The 19588-nt window shown below is 64.9% G+C and carries 18 protein-coding genes and 3 pseudogenes; 14 read left to right on the top strand and 7 right to left on the bottom strand.

Annotation, left to right across the window (positions count from 1 at the left end):
- Nucleotides 1–265 precede the first annotated feature (265 nt).
- From hrcA to CKW46_RS21030, 3 genes are all read left to right on the top strand, one after another.
- Nucleotides 266–1297 carry an HrcA family transcriptional regulator gene (gene hrcA / locus CKW46_RS21040; protein WP_499018186.1) on the top strand — a complete coding sequence of 344 codons (1032 nt, stop codon included), beginning with the start codon at nucleotides 266–268 and terminating at the stop codon, nucleotides 1295–1297.
- A gap of 74 nt (nucleotides 1298–1371) precedes the next feature.
- Nucleotides 1372–2508, top strand: coding sequence for a molecular chaperone DnaJ (dnaJ, locus tag CKW46_RS21035; RefSeq protein WP_012395299.1), 1137 nt, complete (start codon nucleotides 1372–1374; stop codon nucleotides 2506–2508).
- Nucleotides 2509–2536: 28 nt separating this feature from the next.
- Nucleotides 2537–3298 carry a 16S rRNA (uracil(1498)-N(3))-methyltransferase gene (locus CKW46_RS21030; RefSeq protein WP_015356477.1) on the top strand — a complete coding sequence of 254 codons (762 nt, stop codon included), beginning with the start codon at nucleotides 2537–2539 and terminating at the stop codon, nucleotides 3296–3298.
- A gap of 22 nt (nucleotides 3299–3320) precedes the next feature.
- Here the strand turns inward: CKW46_RS21030 and CKW46_RS21025 are convergent, their stop codons facing one another.
- Both CKW46_RS21025 and CKW46_RS21020 read right to left on the bottom strand, forming a co-directional pair.
- Complete coding sequence (locus CKW46_RS21025) at nucleotides 3321–3965, bottom strand: maleylpyruvate isomerase family mycothiol-dependent enzyme (protein WP_015356476.1); 645 nt, start codon at nucleotides 3963–3965, stop codon at nucleotides 3321–3323.
- Nucleotides 3949–4845, bottom strand: coding sequence for an alpha/beta hydrolase (locus CKW46_RS21020; protein ID WP_015356475.1), 897 nt, complete (start codon nucleotides 4843–4845; stop codon nucleotides 3949–3951). The genes CKW46_RS21025 and CKW46_RS21020 overlap by 17 nt, the downstream gene beginning before the upstream one ends.
- 75 nt (nucleotides 4846–4920) lie before the next feature.
- Between CKW46_RS21020 and CKW46_RS21015 the strand changes: the two genes are divergently transcribed.
- The 6 genes from CKW46_RS21015 to era all read left to right on the top strand — a co-directional run bounded on the left by CKW46_RS21015 (nucleotide 4921) and on the right by era (nucleotide 9662).
- A complete protein-coding gene (locus CKW46_RS21015) occupies nucleotides 4921–5571 on the top strand; it encodes a TetR/AcrR family transcriptional regulator C-terminal domain-containing protein (RefSeq protein ID WP_117437189.1) in 651 nt (216 codons plus the stop codon).
- Nucleotides 5572–5638: 67 nt separating this feature from the next.
- Nucleotides 5639–6697, top strand: coding sequence for a PhoH family protein (locus CKW46_RS21010; protein WP_482052348.1), 1059 nt, complete (start codon nucleotides 5639–5641; stop codon nucleotides 6695–6697).
- 18 nt (nucleotides 6698–6715) lie between these two features.
- A complete protein-coding gene (gene ybeY / locus CKW46_RS21005) occupies nucleotides 6716–7252 on the top strand; it encodes an rRNA maturation RNase YbeY (protein ID WP_015356472.1) in 537 nt (178 codons plus the stop codon).
- Nucleotides 7249–8571 (top strand): hemolysin family protein, encoded by a 1323-nt coding sequence (locus CKW46_RS21000; protein ID WP_012395293.1) that lies wholly within the window; start codon nucleotides 7249–7251, stop codon nucleotides 8569–8571. The genes ybeY and CKW46_RS21000 overlap by 4 nt, the downstream gene beginning before the upstream one ends.
- Nucleotides 8564–8770 carry a cytidine deaminase-like protein gene (locus CKW46_RS20995; RefSeq protein ID WP_117437188.1) on the top strand — a complete coding sequence of 69 codons (207 nt, stop codon included), beginning with the start codon at nucleotides 8564–8566 and terminating at the stop codon, nucleotides 8768–8770. The genes CKW46_RS21000 and CKW46_RS20995 overlap by 8 nt, the downstream gene beginning before the upstream one ends.
- A complete protein-coding gene (gene era / locus CKW46_RS20990; protein ID WP_117437178.1) occupies nucleotides 8760–9662 on the top strand; it encodes a GTPase Era in 903 nt (300 codons plus the stop codon). Before CKW46_RS20995 ends, era begins: the two co-directional genes overlap by 11 nt.
- Here the strand turns inward: era and CKW46_RS20985 are convergent.
- Nucleotides 9659–11158: an amidase gene (locus CKW46_RS20985; protein WP_482052347.1), complete on the bottom strand. Its 1500-nt coding sequence runs from the start codon at nucleotides 11156–11158 to the stop codon at nucleotides 9659–9661. The two genes, era and CKW46_RS20985, sit on opposite strands and share 4 nt — an antisense overlap.
- Nucleotides 11159–11219: 61 nt before the next feature.
- Between CKW46_RS20985 and recO the strand changes: the two genes are divergently transcribed.
- The 3 genes and pseudogenes from recO to CKW46_RS20970 all read left to right on the top strand — a co-directional run bounded on the left by recO (nucleotide 11220) and on the right by CKW46_RS20970 (nucleotide 13339).
- Nucleotides 11220–12017, top strand: a complete 798-nt coding sequence (gene recO, locus CKW46_RS20980) for a DNA repair protein RecO (RefSeq protein ID WP_012395289.1) — start codon at nucleotides 11220–11222, stop codon at nucleotides 12015–12017.
- A pseudogene (locus tag CKW46_RS20975) lies at nucleotides 12010–12899 on the top strand (decaprenyl diphosphate synthase). Before recO ends, CKW46_RS20975 begins: the two are co-directional and overlap by 8 nt.
- Nucleotides 12899–13339: a hypothetical protein gene (locus CKW46_RS20970; RefSeq protein ID WP_015356468.1), complete on the top strand. Its 441-nt coding sequence runs from the start codon at nucleotides 12899–12901 to the stop codon at nucleotides 13337–13339. Before CKW46_RS20975 ends, CKW46_RS20970 begins: the two are co-directional and overlap by 1 nt.
- Here CKW46_RS20970 and CKW46_RS20965 read toward each other — a convergent pair.
- Entirely contained in the window at nucleotides 13336–13749 is a 414-nt protein-coding gene (locus tag CKW46_RS20965; protein WP_011741353.1) for a Fur family transcriptional regulator, read from the bottom strand. The two genes, CKW46_RS20970 and CKW46_RS20965, sit on opposite strands and share 4 nt — an antisense overlap.
- Nucleotides 13746–14141, bottom strand: coding sequence for an ArsR/SmtB family transcription factor (locus CKW46_RS20960; protein ID WP_011741352.1), 396 nt, complete (start codon nucleotides 14139–14141; stop codon nucleotides 13746–13748). The genes CKW46_RS20965 and CKW46_RS20960 overlap by 4 nt, the downstream gene beginning before the upstream one ends.
- Nucleotides 14142–14333: 192 nt before the next feature.
- On the opposite strand from CKW46_RS20960, the gene CKW46_RS20955 reads away from it, so the two are divergent.
- Complete coding sequence (locus CKW46_RS20955; protein WP_482052346.1) at nucleotides 14334–15725, top strand: glycine--tRNA ligase; 1392 nt, start codon at nucleotides 14334–14336, stop codon at nucleotides 15723–15725.
- 186 nt (nucleotides 15726–15911) lie between these two features.
- Here the strand turns inward: CKW46_RS20955 and CKW46_RS20950 are convergent.
- Together CKW46_RS20950 and CKW46_RS20945 are read right to left on the bottom strand one after the other, a co-directional pair.
- Nucleotides 15912–17115: pseudogene (locus CKW46_RS20950) on the bottom strand (ISAs1-like element IS2404/ISMul1 family transposase).
- 238 nt (nucleotides 17116–17353) lie between these two features.
- Nucleotides 17354–18557: pseudogene (locus CKW46_RS20945) on the bottom strand (ISAs1-like element IS2404/ISMul1 family transposase).
- 148 nt (nucleotides 18558–18705) lie between these two features.
- Between CKW46_RS20945 and CKW46_RS20940 the strand changes: the two are divergent.
- Entirely contained in the window at nucleotides 18706–19398 is a 693-nt protein-coding gene (locus CKW46_RS20940; protein WP_482052345.1) for a GAP family protein, read from the top strand.
- Nucleotides 19399–19588: the final 190 nt, after the last annotated feature.

The following is a 19588-nucleotide window of genomic DNA, read 5'->3' as shown; positions in this document are numbered from 1 at the left end:
TCGTCCCTGACGCGTTGTTTATGCCGGACAGGATCATGCGAAATAGGCTAGTCGCAACAAGTCCGATGGAATTGAAGTCTCCATGGACTGGTTGCGAAACTCCGATCTGGCCTGCGCCGCACCGGAGGTTCGCAACGACGCACAGATCTGCACTGCAGGGCGCGGTAGGCCATCGGCCGCCCGGCGATTGTGCGGGTCGGCGGTCAGCCACTGGTGAGACCGTAATATGAACGCGGCCGGCTAGCTGCAAGGAGGTGAGAAGTCGATGGGAACTGCTGACGAGCGCCGCTTCGAGGTGCTGCGGGCCATCGTCGCCGACTTCGTTGCCACCCACGAGCCGATCGGTTCGAAATCGCTGGTCGAGCGGCACAACCTCGGTGTCTCGAGCGCCACCATACGCAACGACATGGCAGTGCTGGAGGCGGAGGGCTACATCGCCCAGCCACACACCAGCTCGGGCCGGGTGCCCACCGAGAAGGGCTACCGCGAGTTCGTGGACCGCCTCGACGATGTCAAGCCCCTGTCGATGGTCGAACGGCGGGCCATCCAGGGCTTTCTGGAATCCGGGGTCGACCTCGATGATGTGCTGCGCCGTGCGGTACGGCTGCTGGCGCAGCTGACCCGCCAGGTTGCCGTCGTGCAGTACCCGACCCTGTCGACCTCAAAGGTTCGCCATCTGGAAGTGATCGCGCTGACCCCGGCCCGGCTGCTGATGGTGGTCATCACCGACTCCGGGCGGGTGGATCAGCGCATCGTCGAGCTCGGCGACGTCATCGATGACCACCAACTATCGCAACTGCGCGAGCTGCTGGGGCAGGCGCTGGAGGGCAAGAAACTGGCGGCGGCATCGGTTGCGGTCGCCGACCTCGCCGGGCAACTCAGCGGCGCCGGCGGCTTGGGCGACGCGGTGGGCCGGTCGGCGACGGTCTTGCTGGAGTCGCTGGTGGAACACACCGAGGAGCGGTTGCTGATGGGCGGCACCGCGAACCTGACCCGCAACGCCACGGACTTCGGGGGGGCGCTGCGCTCCATCCTCGAGGCCCTCGAAGAGCAGGTTGTGGTGCTGCGGCTACTGGCGGCACAGCAGGAAGCCGGCAAGGTGACGGTGCGAATCGGCCACGAAACCGAGGCCGAGCAGATCGTCGGCACCTCGATGGTGTCCACCGCCTATGGCAGCAATGACACGGTGTACGGCGGGATGGGTGTGCTGGGGCCCACCCGCATGGACTATCCGGGAACTATCGCCAGTGTTGCCGCGGTTGCCCTGTATATCGGCGAAGTGCTGGGTGCTCGATGACCGCGCACTCGCTACAGAATTTGTGGACAGCCGCGTAGCAGCGGCATAAGACCTCGCATAGGAAAGAGTCAACCGTGGCACGCGACTACTACGGCCTGCTCGGCGTGAGCAAGGGCGCTAGTGATGCAGAAATCAAACGCGCCTATCGCAAGTTGGCGCGCGAACTGCATCCCGATGTCAACCCCGATGAGGCGGCGCAGGCCAAGTTCAAGGAGATCAGCGTCGCCTACGAGGTGCTCAGCGATCCGGAGAAACGCCGGATCGTCGATCTGGGCGGTGACCCGCTGGAAGGTGCCGGCGCGGCGGCCAACGGCTTTTCCGGCTTCGGCGGGCTGGGCGATGTGTTCGAGGCGTTCTTCGGTGGCGGCTCGGCATCGCGAGGTCCGATTGGTCGGGTTCGTCCGGGCTCGGATTCGCTGCTGCGGATGCGGCTGGATCTCGAGGAGTGCGCGACCGGTGTCACCAAGCAGGTGACCGTCGATACCGCGGTGCTCTGTGATCGCTGCCAGGGCAAGGGCACCAACGGCGACTCCGCGCCGATTCCGTGTGACACCTGCGGCGGCCGCGGGGAAGTACAGACCGTCCAGCGTTCGCTGCTCGGCCAAATGCTGACGTCGCGGCCATGTCCCACCTGTCGCGGCGTCGGGGTGGTCATTCCCGACCCGTGCCACCAGTGCATGGGTGACGGCCGGGTGCGGGCCCGCCGCGAGATCAGCGTCAAGATTCCTGCCGGTGTCGGCGACGGCATGCGCGTCCGGCTCGCCGCCCAGGGGGAGGTCGGGCCCGGGGGAGGCCCGTCGGGCGACCTGTACGTCGAGGTTCATGAGCAGGCCCACGACATCTTCGTGCGCGAAGGTGACGACTTGCACTGCACGGTTTCGGTGCCGATGGTCGATGCGGCGCTTGGGGTCACCGTGACGTTGGACGCGATCCTGGACGGGCCCAGCGAGATTGTGATCCCGCCCGGCACCCAACCGGCCGCGGTGATCACGCTGCGCGGCCACGGAATGCCGCACCTGCGGTCCAGTGCGCGCGGCGATTTGCATGTGCACGTCGACGTAATGGTTCCGGTCAGGCTGGACCACCGCGACACCGAACTGTTGCGTGAGCTGAAGAACCGCCGTGGCCGTGACGTCGCCGAGGTTCGCTCGTCGCATGCCGCCGGCGGCGGGTTGTTCAGCAAGCTTCGCGAAACCTTCTCCGGGCGCTGACGCGGATTCAGGTCGCCGGGGCCCGGAGATGGTGGCAACGCTGTTCTATGTCGACACAGTGCCGGAGGCGGGAGAGCTGGCCGCACTGGACGGCGACGAAGGCTTTCACGCGGCCACGGTGCGGCGGATCCGTCCCGGTGAGCAGCTGGTCCTCGGGGACGGCGCCGGCGAACTGGCCCGCTGCGTGGTCGAGCACGCAGCGCGGGACGGGTTGACGGCACGGGTGCTGCAGCGCTGGAGCGTGGCTCCGGTGCGTCCGGCGGTCACCGTGGTGCAGGCATTGCCCAAATCCGAACGTTCGGAATTGGCGGTCGAATTGGCGACCGAGGCCGGTGCGGACGCATTCCTGGCCTGGCAAGCCGCACGTTGCGTGGCCAACTGGGGAGGAGCCCGGGCCGACAAGGGGCTGCGCCGCTGGCGCTCGGCCGTGCGCTCCGCGGCCCGGCAGTCCCGCTGCGCGCACATCCCACCTGTCGAGGGGGTGCTATCCACGGCGGCGCTGATACGGCGAATCACCGCTGAGGCGCAAGCGGGTGCGATGGTATTGGCATTGCATGAATCGGCAACCGATCGGCTCGTCGATACTGCTGTGGCACAAGCCAAATCGTTGGTTCTCGTGGTCGGTCCCGAAGGCGGAATTGCGCCCGAGGAGATGGACGCATTAGCAGGCGCCGGAGCGGTTTCGGTTCGGCTGGGCCCGACGGTGCTGCGGACGTCGACCGCAGCGGCGGTGGCGCTGGGGGCGCTCGGCGTGCTCACCGAGCGCTGGGATAGTGCTGCGAGCCTGTGATCCTCTGGCGGCCAATGCTGCGCTAGTGCAGTAGCATTCGTGTTCGCAGCGTGTCGACGCCCTTGCCGCTGAGCTGATCGAGTGCCCATGGGCGACCGGCCAGTGCCGAAGCCAACTGGGCGGCGCCGCCTGTCACCGCCCAATCGCCTTCGCCGCTGGTCCAATCGACATCGTGAGCGCGCAGACTCAGTCCGCGTGCCCGTTGCGCCGCCGGTACGAACGGGTTCGGAACCCGCACTTGGGTATTCAGCACGGCGACCAGGGCGTCGATGCCGACGGTGGGGGTTCGGTCCAACGCAAACGCGATGTCAAGTTCGTGAATCACGTGATCGCCCAGCAAGAGTCGCCGAGGGAATACCTGTCCGATCCCGCGTGGGTGGACCGCGAGCTCGGCGAATTCGGCGATCAACTCATCCGGATTGTGTCGCCGTGCTAGGTCGATGGCGAGCGCGGCGTTGGCGCGGTCGAATGAACCGCGCTGGCTGACCAGGTCGGCCGCCAACATGCGCAATGAGGCCCGATATCCGATCACCAGGTGGGCAAGTACGTCGTGGTTGCTCCATTCGCCGCACAGGCTTGGGGTGCCCCACTCGGCCGCCGACAGGCCGGAGGCGAATTCGACGAATCGAATATCGTTGTTGTGCAGAATGTTACGTGTCTTCGACATGGAGATGCTCCCGTAAGAAGGCGGTCTGGTCGGCAAGCAAGCTGTCGACAAGGGGTCGATGATAAATCTCGAAATGGTCACCGTCGTAGTGGCGCGCGATGCCGCGCGGCGCCCGCCCGGCCACGACCTCGGCATGACGCGGATCCATCAGTGTCTCCCGGCGGGAAACGCACACCAGTAGCGGCGCGCTGATCTGGAGGGCCGCCCGTTTGGTGCTGGTGACGCCGATGCCGAGGAGATTTGACGCGGCGATGCGGTTATCGAAGGACCCTCCCGGGTCGACGGTGGAGCGCCAGCCCTGCAGGGCGCCGGCCGCCGTCACCGCCGCCAGACTGCCCGGCGGTCCGACTATGGGGATGTATCGCCGCCGCAGGCCGGCGGCGCAGCGCAGGGCATCTTCGACAATTGCCGGCCCGGCCCGCAGCGTCGCCGCCAGCCCTAGCCGGCGCAGCGTTGCCGGGCCGTCCACGATGGGGCATTGCACGACGACCGCGCAAAGGTCCCGGCGGCGGGCCGCGATCAGCAGCACATGCATCGCGCCGAGGCTGGTGCCCCATAGCGCTACGCGACTCGCGTCGACGTCGGGCAGCGAGCGGGCGAACTCCAGCGCCGCGGCGATGTCTTGGCGGTGCCGACGCAGGCTGAGTCGTTGTCGCGGCGTGCCACCGGATGCGCCGAGATTCCGGTAGTCAAACGCGAGAGTGGCGATGCCGGCGGCGGCGAAGTGCCGCTCATATCGGGCCAGGGCCATGGTGTGGTTGGCGCCCAACCCGTGGGCGAGCACGACCAGCGGATACGGGCCCGGCCCCGCGGGGCGGGTGAACCAAGCCGCGCAGCGGGTGCCCCGCGATTCAAAGGCGGTGCCTAACGTTGAAACCATGGCGTGACCTCCATACGTACGTTGTACGTGTTTACCTTACGTACGATGTACCTGTCAACGGTTTGGGAGGGCGACGTGCGAGCACGCTTCACGGTTTCCGACATCGCCAGTGCGGCACTGGCCATCGTCGACCAAGACGGGCTCAGCGGGCTGAGCATGCGCTCGCTGGCCGCGGCTCTGGGCACTGGTCCGATGACGCTGTACAACTACGTCAGGGATCGGCGCGAACTCGAAGCGCTGGTGGCAGACGCGGTAGTCGCAGACGTCAAAGTCCCCGCACCCACCGATGATTGGCGCGCTGACGTACACGCGATCGCAACAGCGATGTGGGAGACGATGCGCCAGCATCCCAACGCCATCTCGCTGGTGCTGACCCGCCGTACCGTATCGGCGTCCAGCTATATGGTCGCGGACCGGTTGATCGCCGCGCTCGGGCGCAGCGGGGTGGGCGATGCAGATCTGTTGGCGAGTTTTCGGGGGGTGCTCGGATTGGTCATGGGCAGTGCGCAGGCGGAGTTGGCCGGCCCGCTGGCCGGAACCGGACGGGAAAAGGAGCAGGTGGCCGTCGCGGCGCGGATCGGCGGTCTGGCCGGCGCCGAGCATCCGCACATCGCCGCGTTGGCGCAAGCCAGCCAACGGTCCACACCGGCGGCTGACTTCGAACGGGCACTGGACATCCTGCTGGCGGGCATCGAATCATTCGAACGCCGTCGCGACCGGCGCTAGACTGTGAATTCAGCACACCCGCCCACCCTCCACTTCGATAGGCCAGAAAGCAGGCATCGGAAGCCACGTGACGCCCCGCGAGACCCGCGCTGCTGACGCAGTTGGAGCCCGACCGGCCGACCCTCAGGTACGCAGCAGCATCGACGTTCCGCCCGACCTGGTTGTGGGCTTGCTCGGCTCGGCCGACGAGAATTTGAGGGCACTCGAACGCACCTTGACCGCCAGCCTGCACGTGCGCGGCAACACGGTCACCCTGGCGGGCGAGTCTGCCGACGTCGCCATCGCCGAGCGGGCCGTCTCCGAGCTGGTGGCGATCGTCGCCAATGGGCAGCCGTTGACTCCCGAGGTGGTGCGCCACAGCGTGGCGATGCTGGTCGGTGCCGGCAACGAGTCGCCGGCCGAGGTGCTGACTCTCGACATTCTGTCCCGCCGGGGAAAGACGATCCGGCCCAAGACGCTCAACCAGAAGCGGTATGTCGACGCCATCGACGCCAACACCATCGTCTTCGGGATCGGCCCGGCCGGCACCGGAAAGACCTACCTGGCCATGGCCAAGGCGGTCCATGCGCTGCAGACCAAGCAGGTCAACCGCATCATCCTGACCCGTCCCGCCGTGGAAGCCGGTGAGCGCCTTGGCTTCCTGCCGGGCACGCTGAGCGAAAAGATCGACCCGTACCTGCGGCCGCTGTATGACGCTTTGTACGACATGATGGATCCCGAGCTGATCGCGAAGCTGATGTCGGCGGGCGTCATCGAGGTGGCGCCGCTGGCGTATATGCGCGGTAGGACCTTGAACGACGCCTTCATCGTCCTCGACGAGGCGCAGAACACCACTGCCGAGCAGATGAAGATGTTCCTGACCCGCCTGGGTTTCGGATCCAAAGTCGTCGTCACCGGGGATGTCACCCAGGTTGACCTTCCGGGCGGCGCCAGGTCTGGGCTGCGCGCGGCGGTCGACATCCTCGACGATATCGACGACATTCACATCGCCGAACTGACCAGCGCGGATGTGGTGCGCCATCGCCTGGTCTCGGAGATCGTCGACGCGTATGCGCGATACGAGGAGCCGGGCTCGGGGATGAACCGGGCGGCTCGGCGGGCGTCGGGCACCCGCAATCGTCGATGATGGTGCGGTGAGCATCTTATGAGCATCGAGGTATCCAACGAGTCGGGCATCGACGTCTCCGAGACAGAACTCGTCAGCGTGGCACGATTCGTGATCGGCAAGATGGACGTAAATCCGGGCGCCGAGCTGTCGATGGTGCTGCTGGATACCGCCGCGATGGCCGACTTGCATATGTGCTGGATGGATCTTCCCGGGCCGACAGACGTGATGAGCTTTCCCATGGACGAGCTGGAGCCCGGCGGCCGCCCCGATGCCCCCGAGCCCGGCCCGGCGATGCTCGGCGATATCGTGCTGTGCCCGGAGTTTGCCGCCGAACAGGCGGCCGCGGCCGGTCACAGCCTGGGCCATGAGCTGGCGCTGCTGACGATCCACGGCGTGCTGCATCTACTCGGCTACGACCACGGTGAGCCAGACGAGGAGAAGGAGATGTTCGCCCTGCAGGATCGGTTGCTCGAAGAGTGGGTGGCCGAGCAGGTGCAGGCCTACCAGCAGGACCGTCAGGACGAACGGGATCGCCGCCTGCTGGACAAGTCAAGATATTTCGACGAGCCGTGAAAGGTCTGCCTCAGCTGCTCGGTGCGATCGCATTGGTCGGTCTGGGCGGATTGTTCGCCGCCATTGATGCCGCTATCAGCACGGTGTCACTGGCCCGGGTGCAGGAACTGGTGCGGGAGGCACGCCCCGGTGCGGTGGCCCTGTCCAAGGTGATGGAAGATCGACCGCGCTACATCAACCTGGTCGTGTTGCTGCGCATCGTGTGTGAGATCACCGCGACCGCGCTTCTGGTGGTGTTCTTCCGGCACAACCTCAGCATGAACGGGGGATTGTTCCTCGCGGCGGCCATCATGGTGGTGACCAGCTTCGTCGTCATCGGGGTGGGTCCGCGCACGTTGGGGCGCCAGAATGCGTATTCCATCTCGCTGGGTACCGCTGTTCCGTTGCAGGTGATTTCGTGGTTGCTGATGCCGATCAGCCGGCTTCTGGTGCTCTTGGGCAACGCGCTGACCCCGGGCCGGGGTTTCCGTAATGGGCCGTTTGCATCCGAGGTTGAGTTGCGCGAAGTCGTCGACCTGGCGCAGCAGCGCGGTGTGGTTGCCGCAGACGAGCGCCGGATGATCGAATCGGTCTTCGAGCTTGGTGACACCCCGGCGCGGGAGGTGATGGTGCCGCGCACCGAGATGGTGTGGATCGAAGGTGACAAGTCGCCCAGCCAGGCGATGACCCTGGCGGTACGAAGCGGACACTCCCGTATTCCGGTGGTCGGCGAGAACGTTGATGACATTCTTGGCGTGGTGTATCTCAAAGACCTTGTGCGGCAGACATTCTGCGCGCCCGACCAGGGGCGCAAGATTGACGTATCAGACCTCATGCGTCCCGCGGTGTTCGTGCCGGACTCCAAACCGCTGGATGCCTTGTTGCGCGAAATGCAGCATGACCGCAATCACATGGCGCTGCTGGTCGACGAATACGGGGCCATAGCGGGATTGGTGAGCATCGAAGACGTGCTCGAGGAGATCGTCGGTGAGATCGCCGACGAGTACGACGAAGCTGAGACGGCGCCCGTAGAGGCTCTGGGCGACAAACGATTTCGCGTATCGGCGCGACTGCCGATCGAGGATGTGGGGGAGTTGTACGGGATCGAGTTCGACGGCGATCTCGATGTCGACACCGTAGGTGGCCTGCTGGCTCTGGAGCTGGGCCGGGTTCCCCTGCCAGGCGCTGAGGTGATATTCCACGGCCTGCGCCTGCGTGCCGAGGGCGGCCCCGACCACCGGGGCCGGGTAAGGATCGGCACCGTGTTGGTAAGTCCGATGGAAACCGAAGAGACCGACGGCGCGGGCGATGGCGCCGCGGAAACCGGTGCCGATGGCTGAGCCGCTGGATGCGCGAGACGTCACGCTGGTGACGCTGGCGCGCGCCGAGGCCGACAGCGGTGCCGCCCTGCGCGATGTCGACGACCGCACCTATGTGGCTGTGCCCGTGGGCCTGTCGACACTCACGGTGCCACCCGAGTTGTCGCCGATTGCCTTGATGATGACCGATAGTTCTGGGGAACCCTGTTATGACTTCTGAATTCCATTCCGGCTTCGTGTGTTTGGTCGGCCGACCGAACACCGGCAAGTCGACGCTGACCAATGCCCTGGTTGGCGCCAAAGTGGCGATTACCTCGATGCGGCCGCAGACCACTCGGCATACGATTCGCGGGATTGTCCATCGAGAGAGCTTTCAGATCATCCTGGTCGACACCCCGGGGCTGCACCGGCCGCGGACTCTGCTGGGCAAGCGGCTCAACGACTTGGTGCGCGACACGTACTCCGAGGTCGACGTGATTGGGCTGTGCATCCCGGCTGACGAATCGATCGGCCCGGGCGACCGCTGGATCATCGAGCAGATCGCTGCCACCGCGCCCAAGGTGAAGTTGGTTGTCATCGTCACCAAGATCGACAAAGTGCCCAAGGACCAAGTGGCCGCGCAGCTGGTCGCGGTCAGCGAATTGGTGACAAACTCCGCGGAGATCGTTCCGGTATCGGCGGTGACCGGCGCCCAGATCGAGGTGTTGATCGACGTGCTTGCCCGCACATTGCCGCAGGGGCCGGCCTACTACCCCGACGGCGAGCTGACCGATGAGCCCGAAGAGGTTTTGATGGCCGAGCTGATTCGTGAGGCGGCTCTCGAGGGCGTGCACGACGAATTGCCGCATTCGCTGGCGGTGGTGATCGACGAGGTCAGTCCGCGGGAAGGGCGGGAAGACCTGATCGACGTCCACGCCGTGCTGTATGTCGAGCGGGACAGCCAAAAGGGGATCATCATCGGCAAAGGCGGTGCCCGGTTGCGTGAAGTGGGCACCGCGGCGCGAAGTCAGATCGAGAAGTTGCTAGGCACAAAGATCTACCTCGACTTGCGCGTCAAGGTCGCCAAGAACTGGCAGCGCGATCCCAAACAGCTGGGCCGACTTGGTTTCTAGCGCCGCGGCGGCCGGACACTGTGGATTGGGGGAGTGCTGGTCCCGGTGTTCCACCACACCTTCGGTTGCTTGGTCGCCCAGCCGCTGACCGCTTCCAACTCGGCGGCCAGCGAGATGAGCAGGCCTTCGCTCTCGGCCGGTCCCATCAACTGAACCCCGATCGGCAGACCGTCGACGGTGAACCCCGCGGGCACGTTGATCGAGGGCCAGCCCAGCAGATTCCACGGCCAGGTCAACGGGCATGCGGCAATGATGGCGCGATCGGTGGCCAACCCGCCCATATCGTCGAACGCGCGGGCCAGCGGCGGTGGCTGTGCGGTCGTCGGTGCCAAAACCACATCGACGATGTCGAAGATCGATCCCACCCGCCGTTGGGCGGCCGCTTCGTGGTGGCGCGCGTTGCGCAAAATGGCCTGCGAAAGCGCGTGCCCCGCGCGCATATTGGTCACCGTGCGGGGGTCCAGCGTGACACCGTTGCCCAGGCACTCCGCCCATTCCCACAGACCTGCGGTGGAGCGGGCGAGAAAGTCCCACGACAGCCGCAGGCCGTAGTCGGGGTTGCCCCGCTCCACGGTGTGGCCGAGCAGTTGGAGCTGTTCGCCCACTCGCCGCGTCGAAGCCAGGATCTCCGGATGCAGCTTTGCTCGAAAACCCGTGTAAGGGAACCGGGTTGACATTGCGATCTTCAATGGCCCGGGTGCTATACTGACGTAGTCGGATGCCGTCAAAGGTGCCGGCTTGTGCAGATCACCCTCGACGTTGCCCGACGCCGCGTCCAGTACCAGGGCGGCGTCGGCAACCGTTCTGGCCAGCACGCCGTTGACCGTGATGCCGTTGAACGTCTCGGGCCACGGCCAGGTCGAGATGCGACCGCGTTGCGGCTTGATGCCCACCAAGTGGGTCCAGGCTGCGGGAACGCGGATGCTTCCGGCGCCGTCAGAGCCGATCGCAGCAGTGACCAGGCCCGCGGCCACCGCCGCCGCACTACCACCCGATGAGCCGCCCGGTGTGTGCCGCCGTGCCCACGGGTTGCGGGTGTGCCCGAATCCGGGACCACTGGTGAATGGCCACTGGCCTAATTCGCAGGTATTGGTCTTGCCGATGATCACCGCGCCGGCCGCCTTCAGACGGCGAACAACCTCACTGTCGTGGGCGGCTGGCCGGACGTATCCCTGGGTGCCGAACGCGGTCGGCACACCGGCAACGTCGACGTCGTCCTTGACCGCGATCGGGATGCCCAGCAGCGGCGCGGCATCCCCGGCGGCCCGCCGCCGGTCCGCGGCCGCGGCATCGGCCAGCGCGGACTCGGTAAGCACCATCCGAAACGCGTTCAGGGTGGACTGGCTCACCTCGATCTCGCGCAGGGACCTGCGCGTCAGCTCAACGGAGGTCACCGAACCGGAGGCCAGTTGGTAGAGCAGGTCGGTGAGGGTAGGCAGGCGCGGGCCGCCGGACCCGGAAACGGCCCCGGAAGCGAACCCAGAAGCGCCAACCACGGGGTACGAGACTATCGGCGCGGATACCGGCGATGTCGCGGTGGGGTGCGAAACTATTGTGATGCGGCTGTATCGAGACCGGGCTGTTGTGCTGCGCCAGCACAAGCTCGGTGAAGCCGACCGGATCGTCACCCTGTTGACCCGCGACCACGGGCTGGTGCGAGCGGTGGCCAAAGGTGTGCGGCGTACCCGCAGCAAATTCGGTTCCAGACTCGAGCCGTTCGCGCACATCGATGCGCAATTGCACCCCGGTCGCAACCTCGACATCGTCACCCAGGTCGTATCCATCGACGCCTTTGCCGCCGACATCGTCAACGACTACGGCAGGTACACCTGCGGCTGCGCGATGCTGGAAACCGCCGAACGCCTCGCCGGGGAGGAGCGTGCGCCCGCCCCGGCCCTGCACCGCCTGACGGTGGGTGCGTTGCGGGCGGTGGCTGACGGCAGCCGGCCTCGCGATCTGCTGTTGGATGCCTACCTGCTGCGTGCCATGGGCATCGCAGGCTGGGCGCCGGCGCTGACCGAATGTGCCCGCTGCGCCACGCCCGGTCCACATCGGGCCTTTCACATCGCGGCCGGGGGCAGCGTCTGCCCGCATTGCCGTCCGGCTGGCTCGACGACACCGCCGCTGGGCGTGCTGGACCTGATGTCCGCGCTGCATGACGGCGACTGGGAGGCCGCCCAGGGGGCGCCGCAATCACACCGCAGCTACGTCAGCGGGTTGGTGGCCGCGCACCTGCAATGGCATCTGGAACGCCAGCTCAAGACGTTGCCGCTGGTGGAGCGGTTCTACCAGGCTGACCGATCGGTTGCCGAACGTCGCGCTGCGTTGATCGGGCAGGATAGTGAATGTGGCTAAGAGCGCCCGGCGACTGAAGTCCGCCGACTTCCCACAGCTGCCTCAGGCGCCGGACGACTATCCGACCTTTCCCGATACGTCGAGTTGGCCGGTCGTTTTCCCGGAGCTGCCGCCGTCGCCCGACGGCGGTCCGCGCCGGCCGCCGCAGCACATCTCCAAAACGGCCGCGCCACGGATTCCGGCCGATCGGTTACCCAACCACGTCGCCATCGTGATGGACGGCAATGGGCGGTGGGCCACCGAACGTGGGCTGCGCCGCACCGAGGGGCACAAGATGGGCGAGGCGGTGGTGATCGACATCGCCTGCGGTGCGGTCGAACTTGGGATCAAGTGGCTAAGCCTCTACGCCTTTTCCACCGAGAACTGGAAGCGCTCCGCCGAGGAAGTCCGCTTCCTGATGGGCTTCAATCGCGACGTCGTACGGCGACGCCGCGACGTCCTCAATCAAATGGGTGTTCGGATCCGCTGGGTGGGTTCGCGGCCGCGGCTGTGGCGCAGCGTCATCAACGAACTGGCGGTAGCCGAAGCAATGACCAACAACAACGACGTCATCACCATCAACTATTGCGTCAACTACGGTGGCCGCACCGAAATCGCCGAAGCTACTCGAGACATCGCCCGCGAAGTCGCCGCGGGCAGATTGAACCCGGAGCGGATCACCGAGTCCACCATCGCCCGTCACATGCAGCGACCCGACATCCCCGACGTCGACCTCTTTCTGCGGACCTCGGGGAGCAGCGCTCCAGCAATTTCATGCTCTGGCAATCGGCATACGCCGAGTACATCTTCCAAGACAAGTTGTGGCCCGACTACGACCGGCGCGACCTGTGGGCGGCGTGCGAGGAATATGCCTCCCGCAATCGACGGTTCGGGAGCGCCTAGTGCCCTCCCTGCAGGATCGGCTGGCATCGATACTTCGCGACGTTCTCCCCGTCGAGGAGGAACCCGACGGCGCGCTGACGGTGCGCCACGACGGTACGTTCGCCTCGCTGCGAGTGGTCAACATCGCCGAGGATCTTGATTTGGTATCGCTGACTCAGATATTGGCCTGGGATCTGCCGCTGACCAAGAAGATCAGCGATCTACTGGCCAACCAGGCGCGCGACACCAACTTCGGCGCCGTCACCACGGTTGAGAAGGTCGCCGACAAGGCCGTGCAGCGCAACGCCGGGAAGGGTTCGGCGAAGACGCTCCCGAAGACCGTGGACGTGATGCTGCGCTACAACTTCCCCGGCGCCGGCCTGACCGACAACGCGCTGCGAACCCTGATTCTGCTGGTCCTAGACAGTGGGGGCCAGATCCGCGGCAAGCTGACTTCCTAGCGCAGCGCCGCGGCCCCGGGCCGGCGGCAATCTGAGCAGGTGCCGAAGATCTCGATGGTGTGGCTGACGTCGGAGAAGCCGTGCCGGGCGGCCACGTTGGCAGCCCAGGTCTCGACTTCATGGTCGGCTACCTCGATGGTGGACCCGCAGCTGCGGCACACCAGATGGTGGTGATGGTGCTGCGAGCACCGCCGGTAGACCGATTCACCGGTGTCGGTGCGCAGCGTGTCGACCGTTCCAGCGGATGCCATCGATTGCAGGGTCCGATAGACGGTGGTCAGGCCAATGTTCTCGCCGCGACGGCGCAGTTCGTCGTGCAGTTCTTGGGCGGAACGGAAGTCATCGACTGTTTCGAGCAATGTCGAAATCGCCGCTCGCTGCCGGGTTGAACGCACGCTTGTGCCGGTCATGCCGAATCCTCACCGGCGTGGGCGACCGCATCCACGACGATGTGCGCCAGGTGCTGATCGACAAGCCGATAGAGCACCTCGCGGCCGGACCGTTCGCCGGTCACCACGCCGGCGGCCTTGAGGATCTTCAAATGTTGGCTGACCAGTGGTTGTGGTACGCCCAATGCATCAACCAGTTCGTGAACGCAGCGCTGGGCTTCACGCAGCTGCAGCACGATGGCGATTCGCACGGGTGCGGCCAGAGCGCGCAGTAGCTCGCCGGCGCCCTCGAGGATTTCTCGCGGCGGCGGTGCGGGAAACGCGGGATGCTCGGCGAAGTCGCCAACATCGTGCTCGTGACGGGAAACGAAGTCGTCGTGGGCGGCCGTCGAAGGTGAGGGCGACGTCGCCATGTATTGAGTCACCGCCTCGAGGAGAGCACATAATCGGACCGGGCCGGACTGCCGCCGAAGCGGCGTGCGGCTGACTTCCACTGTCACATGCATGATGATGCATGTCAAAGACCGCCGTGCCGATCGCTACCATGGCTGAGGTTTTGTGCGCGGTGGCTTACCGGCGCACGAGTTTGCCCAATCGGGAAGGGAGTGGGTTGCCCCGTGGCGTCTGTCATTGACACCGTGGTGAACCTGGCAAAACGGCGAGGCTTGGTCTATCCGTCCGGCGAGATCTACGGCGGTACGAAGTCTGCGTGGGACTACGGTCCGCTGGGGGTCGAACTCAAGGAGAACATCAAACGGCAATGGTGGCGGTCGGTGGTTACCGGCCGCGACGACGTGGTCGGACTCGACTCGTCGATCATCCTGCCGCGCGAGGTCTGGGTGGCATCGGGCCACGTTGAGGTCTTCCACGATCCACTGGTGGAGTCGCTGATCACCCACAAGCGATACCGGGCCGACCATCTCATCGAGGCCTACGAGGCAAAACACGGTCAGCCGCCGCCGAACGGGCTCGCTGACATTCGCGATCCCGAAACCGGCGAGCCCGGCCAGTGGACCGAACCACGCGAATTCAACATGATGCTCAAGACCTACCTCGGCCCCATCGAAACCGAGGAGGGGTTGCATTACTTGCGTCCGGAAACGGCGCAGGGCATCTTCGTCAACTTCGCCAACGTGCTGACCACGTCGCGTAAGAAGCCGCCGTTTGGCATCGGTCAGATCGGCAAGAGCTTCCGCAACGAGATCACCCCGGGCAACTTCATCTTCCGCACCCGCGAGTTCGAACAGATGGAGATGGAGTTCTTCGTCGAGCCGTCCACGGCCAAGGAATGGCATCAGTACTGGATCGACACCAGATTGCAGTGGTACGTCGACCTCGGCATTGATGCCGAGAACCTGCGGCTATTCGAACACCCCAAGGAGAAGTTGTCGCACTACTCCGACCGCACTGTCGACATCGAATACAAGTTCGGCTTCGTCGGCAATCCATGGGGAGAGCTGGAGGGTGTCGCCAACCGGACCGACTTCGACTTGTCCACCCACTCCAAGCATTCCGGTACTGAACTGTCGTTCTACGACCAGGTCGAAGACGTTCGCTACACGCCCTACGTCATCGAGCCGGCAGCGGGGCTGACCCGTTCGTTCATGGCATTCCTGATCGACGCCTACACCGAGGACGAAGCTCGGAACGCCAAGGGCGGGGTCGACAAGAGAACCGTGCTGCGGCTGGACCCGAGGCTGGCGCCGGTCAAGGCAGCGGTGCTGCCGTTGTCACGGCACGCCGACCTGAGCCCCAAGGCGCGGGATTTGGCCGCCGAGCTGCGCAAGTACTGGAACATCGATTTCGACGATGCCGGTGCCATTGGGCGACGCTACCGGCGCCAAGACGAGATCGGCACCCCGTTCTGTGTGACGGTGGACTTCGACTCCCTCGAGGACGACGCCGTCACCGTGCGTGAGCGTGATGCCATGACCCAGGAGCGGATCGGGATCGCCAAGGTCGCCGACTACCTGGCGCCGCGTCTGAAGGGCTGCTAGACGTCGGGTCGGTCGGCGCTGTCGCCGGTTTGGTGTGCTTGCCGGCGCACCCGCGGCGGGAGTCTCGGCACCCGGTTGGGTGTTCTATCTGCCATCGCCCCTCGATGGCACGTCGGGCCGGCTGTCACCCCGGGATCGTGACCTGACGCGCGGCCCGGTGGGTGCCCAGGGCTCCGGCGTTGTTGATTAGTAGGCTTGTGAGCTGGGGAATTGTGGATTGAGGAGGTCTAGGCGGCGGTTGGCGGTCAAAGCGGTGATCCGGCAGGCTTCGGCGATGTTGTCGGCGCCGTTGAGGCGGTGCAGATTGATCGCGGTGTTGCGTAGCGTTGCTAGGACCTGTGCGCCGTTTCCGGTATGTGCCCTTTGACGGTCTTCGTCGAAGGTGACGTCGCGTATCCAGTGCAGGCTGTTCTCGATTCCCCAGTGTTGACGCATCCAGGTCATGATCGCGGTAGGGCGGGCGTGCTCGAACGGCAGGCTGCAGATGGCATAGACCACCTCCACGCTGCGCTGGTCGGTGGCGGTGATCAAGCGTTCACGAGTGATCCGGATGATTTGTTTTGCGTAGGGGAAGCCGATTCCTCGTGCAGCGGTGATGATTTGCAGGGTGCGGGTCTCGACACGGCCGTGGCCGCGGGAGTCGTCGGTAGCGGCTGCGGGCACCTCGGCCCAGGGCAGCGCGGTGATACGCGCAAGTATTTTGGCTTGGTTGGACTTGACGATCATCAGGTAGTGCGACTTCAAGGTGGCGCAGATCAACTTCGCGGTGACGACCTGGGTATGCATCGCATCCACGGTGACCAGCCACCGCAAGCTACCCGGCAGCAGCGTGAGCAGGGCACGTACGCAGGGAATTTCATTGCTTTTCTCGGCGACAGCGAGTTGACCGAGCACCAATCGGGCACGGTGGGCGAACACCGACACGAGATGCGTGGCTGTCGCTTTGGCGCGTAAAGGCACCACGCAGCATCTTGCCGTCCAACGCGATCGGCACCAATCCACTGGGGTCGCTGCTGGCCACGTGTGCAGTGAAGTAACTGCCCATCCTGGCGTTGAGGTCGGCGGGGTCTAGCCGAGACAAAACAGCGCGGAAGGTCTTCTCACTGGGCCGCCGGAACCGGACCCCTAATTGGGCCAACACATCATCGGGAGCGGTGGCCGCCCATGTGGCAAAACCAGCATAGCCGCGCATCCCCGCGGCAGTGGCCAGAACCGCGATCGCCAACAAAGCCATCAGCGAATACCTCCGACCGCGTGGGTCCCCCGGGTCTGGCACCGAAGCCAACACATCGAGAAACTCCGATCCGATGAGCTCGCTGCGCTCACCAGGACTCCAGCGGTCGAACACCTCTGGAACCGACGACACAGGCAATACTGAAACGGTAGGCACGGGCAACTCCAGACCAACGACGAACAGTAACCAACTCGATCGTTCTCCAGATAGCCCGTGCCTACACTCCGGCCCCAATAGCGCGGCACCAAAGATCATCAACCCAGCTCACAAGCCTGCTAATCAACAACGCCGGAGCCCTGGGGTTTCGTAACCCACGCGGTCGTTGTAGCGTCCGTTCCCATGTGGTGCACGGTGCTGGTGTTAGCTCTTGTGGCCAGGGCTCCGGCGTTGTTGATTAGCAGGCTTGTGAGCTGGGGAATTGTGGATTGAGGAGGTCTAGGCGGCGGTTGGCGGTCAAAGCGGTGATCCGGCAGGCTTCGGTGATGTTGTCGGCGCCGTTGAGGCGGTGCAGATTGATCGCGGTGTTGCGTAGCGTTGCTAGGACCTGTGCGCCGTTTCCGGTATGTGCCCTTTGACGGTCTTCGTCGAAGGTGACGTCGCGTATCCAGTGCAGGCTGTTCTCGATTCCCCAGTGTTGACGCATCCAGGTCATGATCGCGGTAGGGCGGGCGTGCTCGAACGGCAGGCTGCAGATGGCATAGACCACCTCCACGCTGCGCTGGTCGGTGGCGGTGATCAAACGTTCACGAGTGATCCGGATGATTTGTTTTGCGTAGGGGAAGCCGATTCCTCGTGCAGCGGTGATGATTTGCAGGGTGCGGGTCTCGACACGGCCGTGGCCGCGGGAGTCGTCGGTAGCGGCTGCGGGCACCTCGGCCCAGGGCAGCGCGGTGATACGCGCAAGTATTTTGGCTTGGTTGGACTTGACGATCATCAGGTAGTGCGACTTCAAGGTGGCGCAGATCAACTTCGCGGTGACGACCTGGGTATGCATCGCATCCACGGTGACCAGCCACCGCAAGCTACCCGGCAGCAGCGTGAGCAGGGCACGTACGCAGGGAATTTCATTGCTTTTCTCGGCGACAGCGAGTTGACCGAGCACCAATCGGGCACGGTGGGCGAACACCGACACGAGATGCGTGGCTGTCGCTTTGGCGCGTAAAGGCACCACGCAGCATCTTGCCGTCCAACGCGATCGGCACCAATCCACTGGGGTCGCTGCTGGCCACGTGTGCAGTGAAGTAACTGCCCATCCTGGCGTTGAGGTCGGCGGGGTCTAGCCGAGACAAAACAGCGCGGAAGGTCTTCTCACTGGGCCGCCGGAACCGGACCCCTAATTAGGCCAACACATCATCGGGAGCGGTGGCCGCCCATGTAGCAAAACCAGCATAGCCGCGCATCCCCGCGGCAGTGGCCAGAACCGCGATCGCCAACAAAGCCATCAGCGAATACCTCCGACCGCGTGGGTCCCTCGGGTCTAGCACCGAGACCAACACATCGAGAAACTCCGATCCGATGACCTCGCTACGCTCACCAGGACTCCAGCGGTCGAACACCTCTGGAACCGACGACACAGGCAATACTGAAACGGTAGGCACGGGCAACTCCAGACCAACGACGAACAGTAACCAACTCGATCGTTCTCCAGATAGCCCGTGCCTACACTCCGGCCCCAATAGCGCGGCACCAAAGATCATCAACCCAGCTCACAAGCCTGCTAATCAACAACGCCGGAGCCCTGCTCTTGTGGCGACAGCCGACCCGGTGCGGCTCGGGATCAGCGTCCTGCTGTCATCGCGCCCTCGCCCCCTGGGCCAGCTGATCGCGTTCTCGCTGGGCGGCATCACCACTTGCGTCACGCTGGCGCTAGGTGTCCTGTTTGGACTGCGCGAGTTCACGCTGGAAACCATGCAGCGAGTTCAACATGCCACAGCCAGCTCGGCGGCCGGGCATATTCAGATCGCAATGGGCGTGCTGGCACTGCTGATCGCGGGACTTGCGGTCGGTATTTCACCGCGCCAACGCGCGCAATTCGGCGTGCCAGGCAGCAATTCATCCCACTGGCAGGTCCTGACATCGACCACGTTCGCACGCTTGTCGATGCGCGCCCAGTTTGCGCTAGAGGCGCGCCCGCTGCGGATGGCGTTCCTTCTCGGGGCGGCAATGCTGATCGATTTCAGATTCTTGGCGGCGCTCACCGCGATTCTGGCATCCGGTGCTGCCGCAGGTACCCAAGTCAGTGCGGCCGGGATCTACACCGTTATCGCGCTGGCCTTCATCGAGCTTCCACTGGCCAGCCAATTGGCCGCGCCAGCGAGCACCGGCCGAATCATGTCCTCGCTACATAGCTACGTCAAAGCCCGACGGCAGCAGCTTGTTGGCCTCGTCATCGCCGTGCTCGGCGTATTCCTCATGACCAGCGGGATGGGCCACATCTGACTAGGTTTTGGCCCCGTGAAGGGCCCCGACCATCAATTCACCGGGCGGGCGCGCACCGGTGCGTCAAGCTCGGAGGAACTTGAACCTATTGCAGTGCAACGAATTTGGTGCGAAGTGCTGGTCTTGATAGGGCAGCGGCGCGGGTGCTGCAGCTCGCCTGCGTGTCACCCGCGCCCCTGATCGCCGACTG

This window comes from Mycobacterium liflandii, assembly GCF_022354805.1.
Taxonomy (GTDB): domain Bacteria; phylum Actinomycetota; class Actinomycetes; order Mycobacteriales; family Mycobacteriaceae; genus Mycobacterium; species Mycobacterium marinum.
This window is presented reverse-complemented; position numbering and strand designations above follow the sequence as displayed.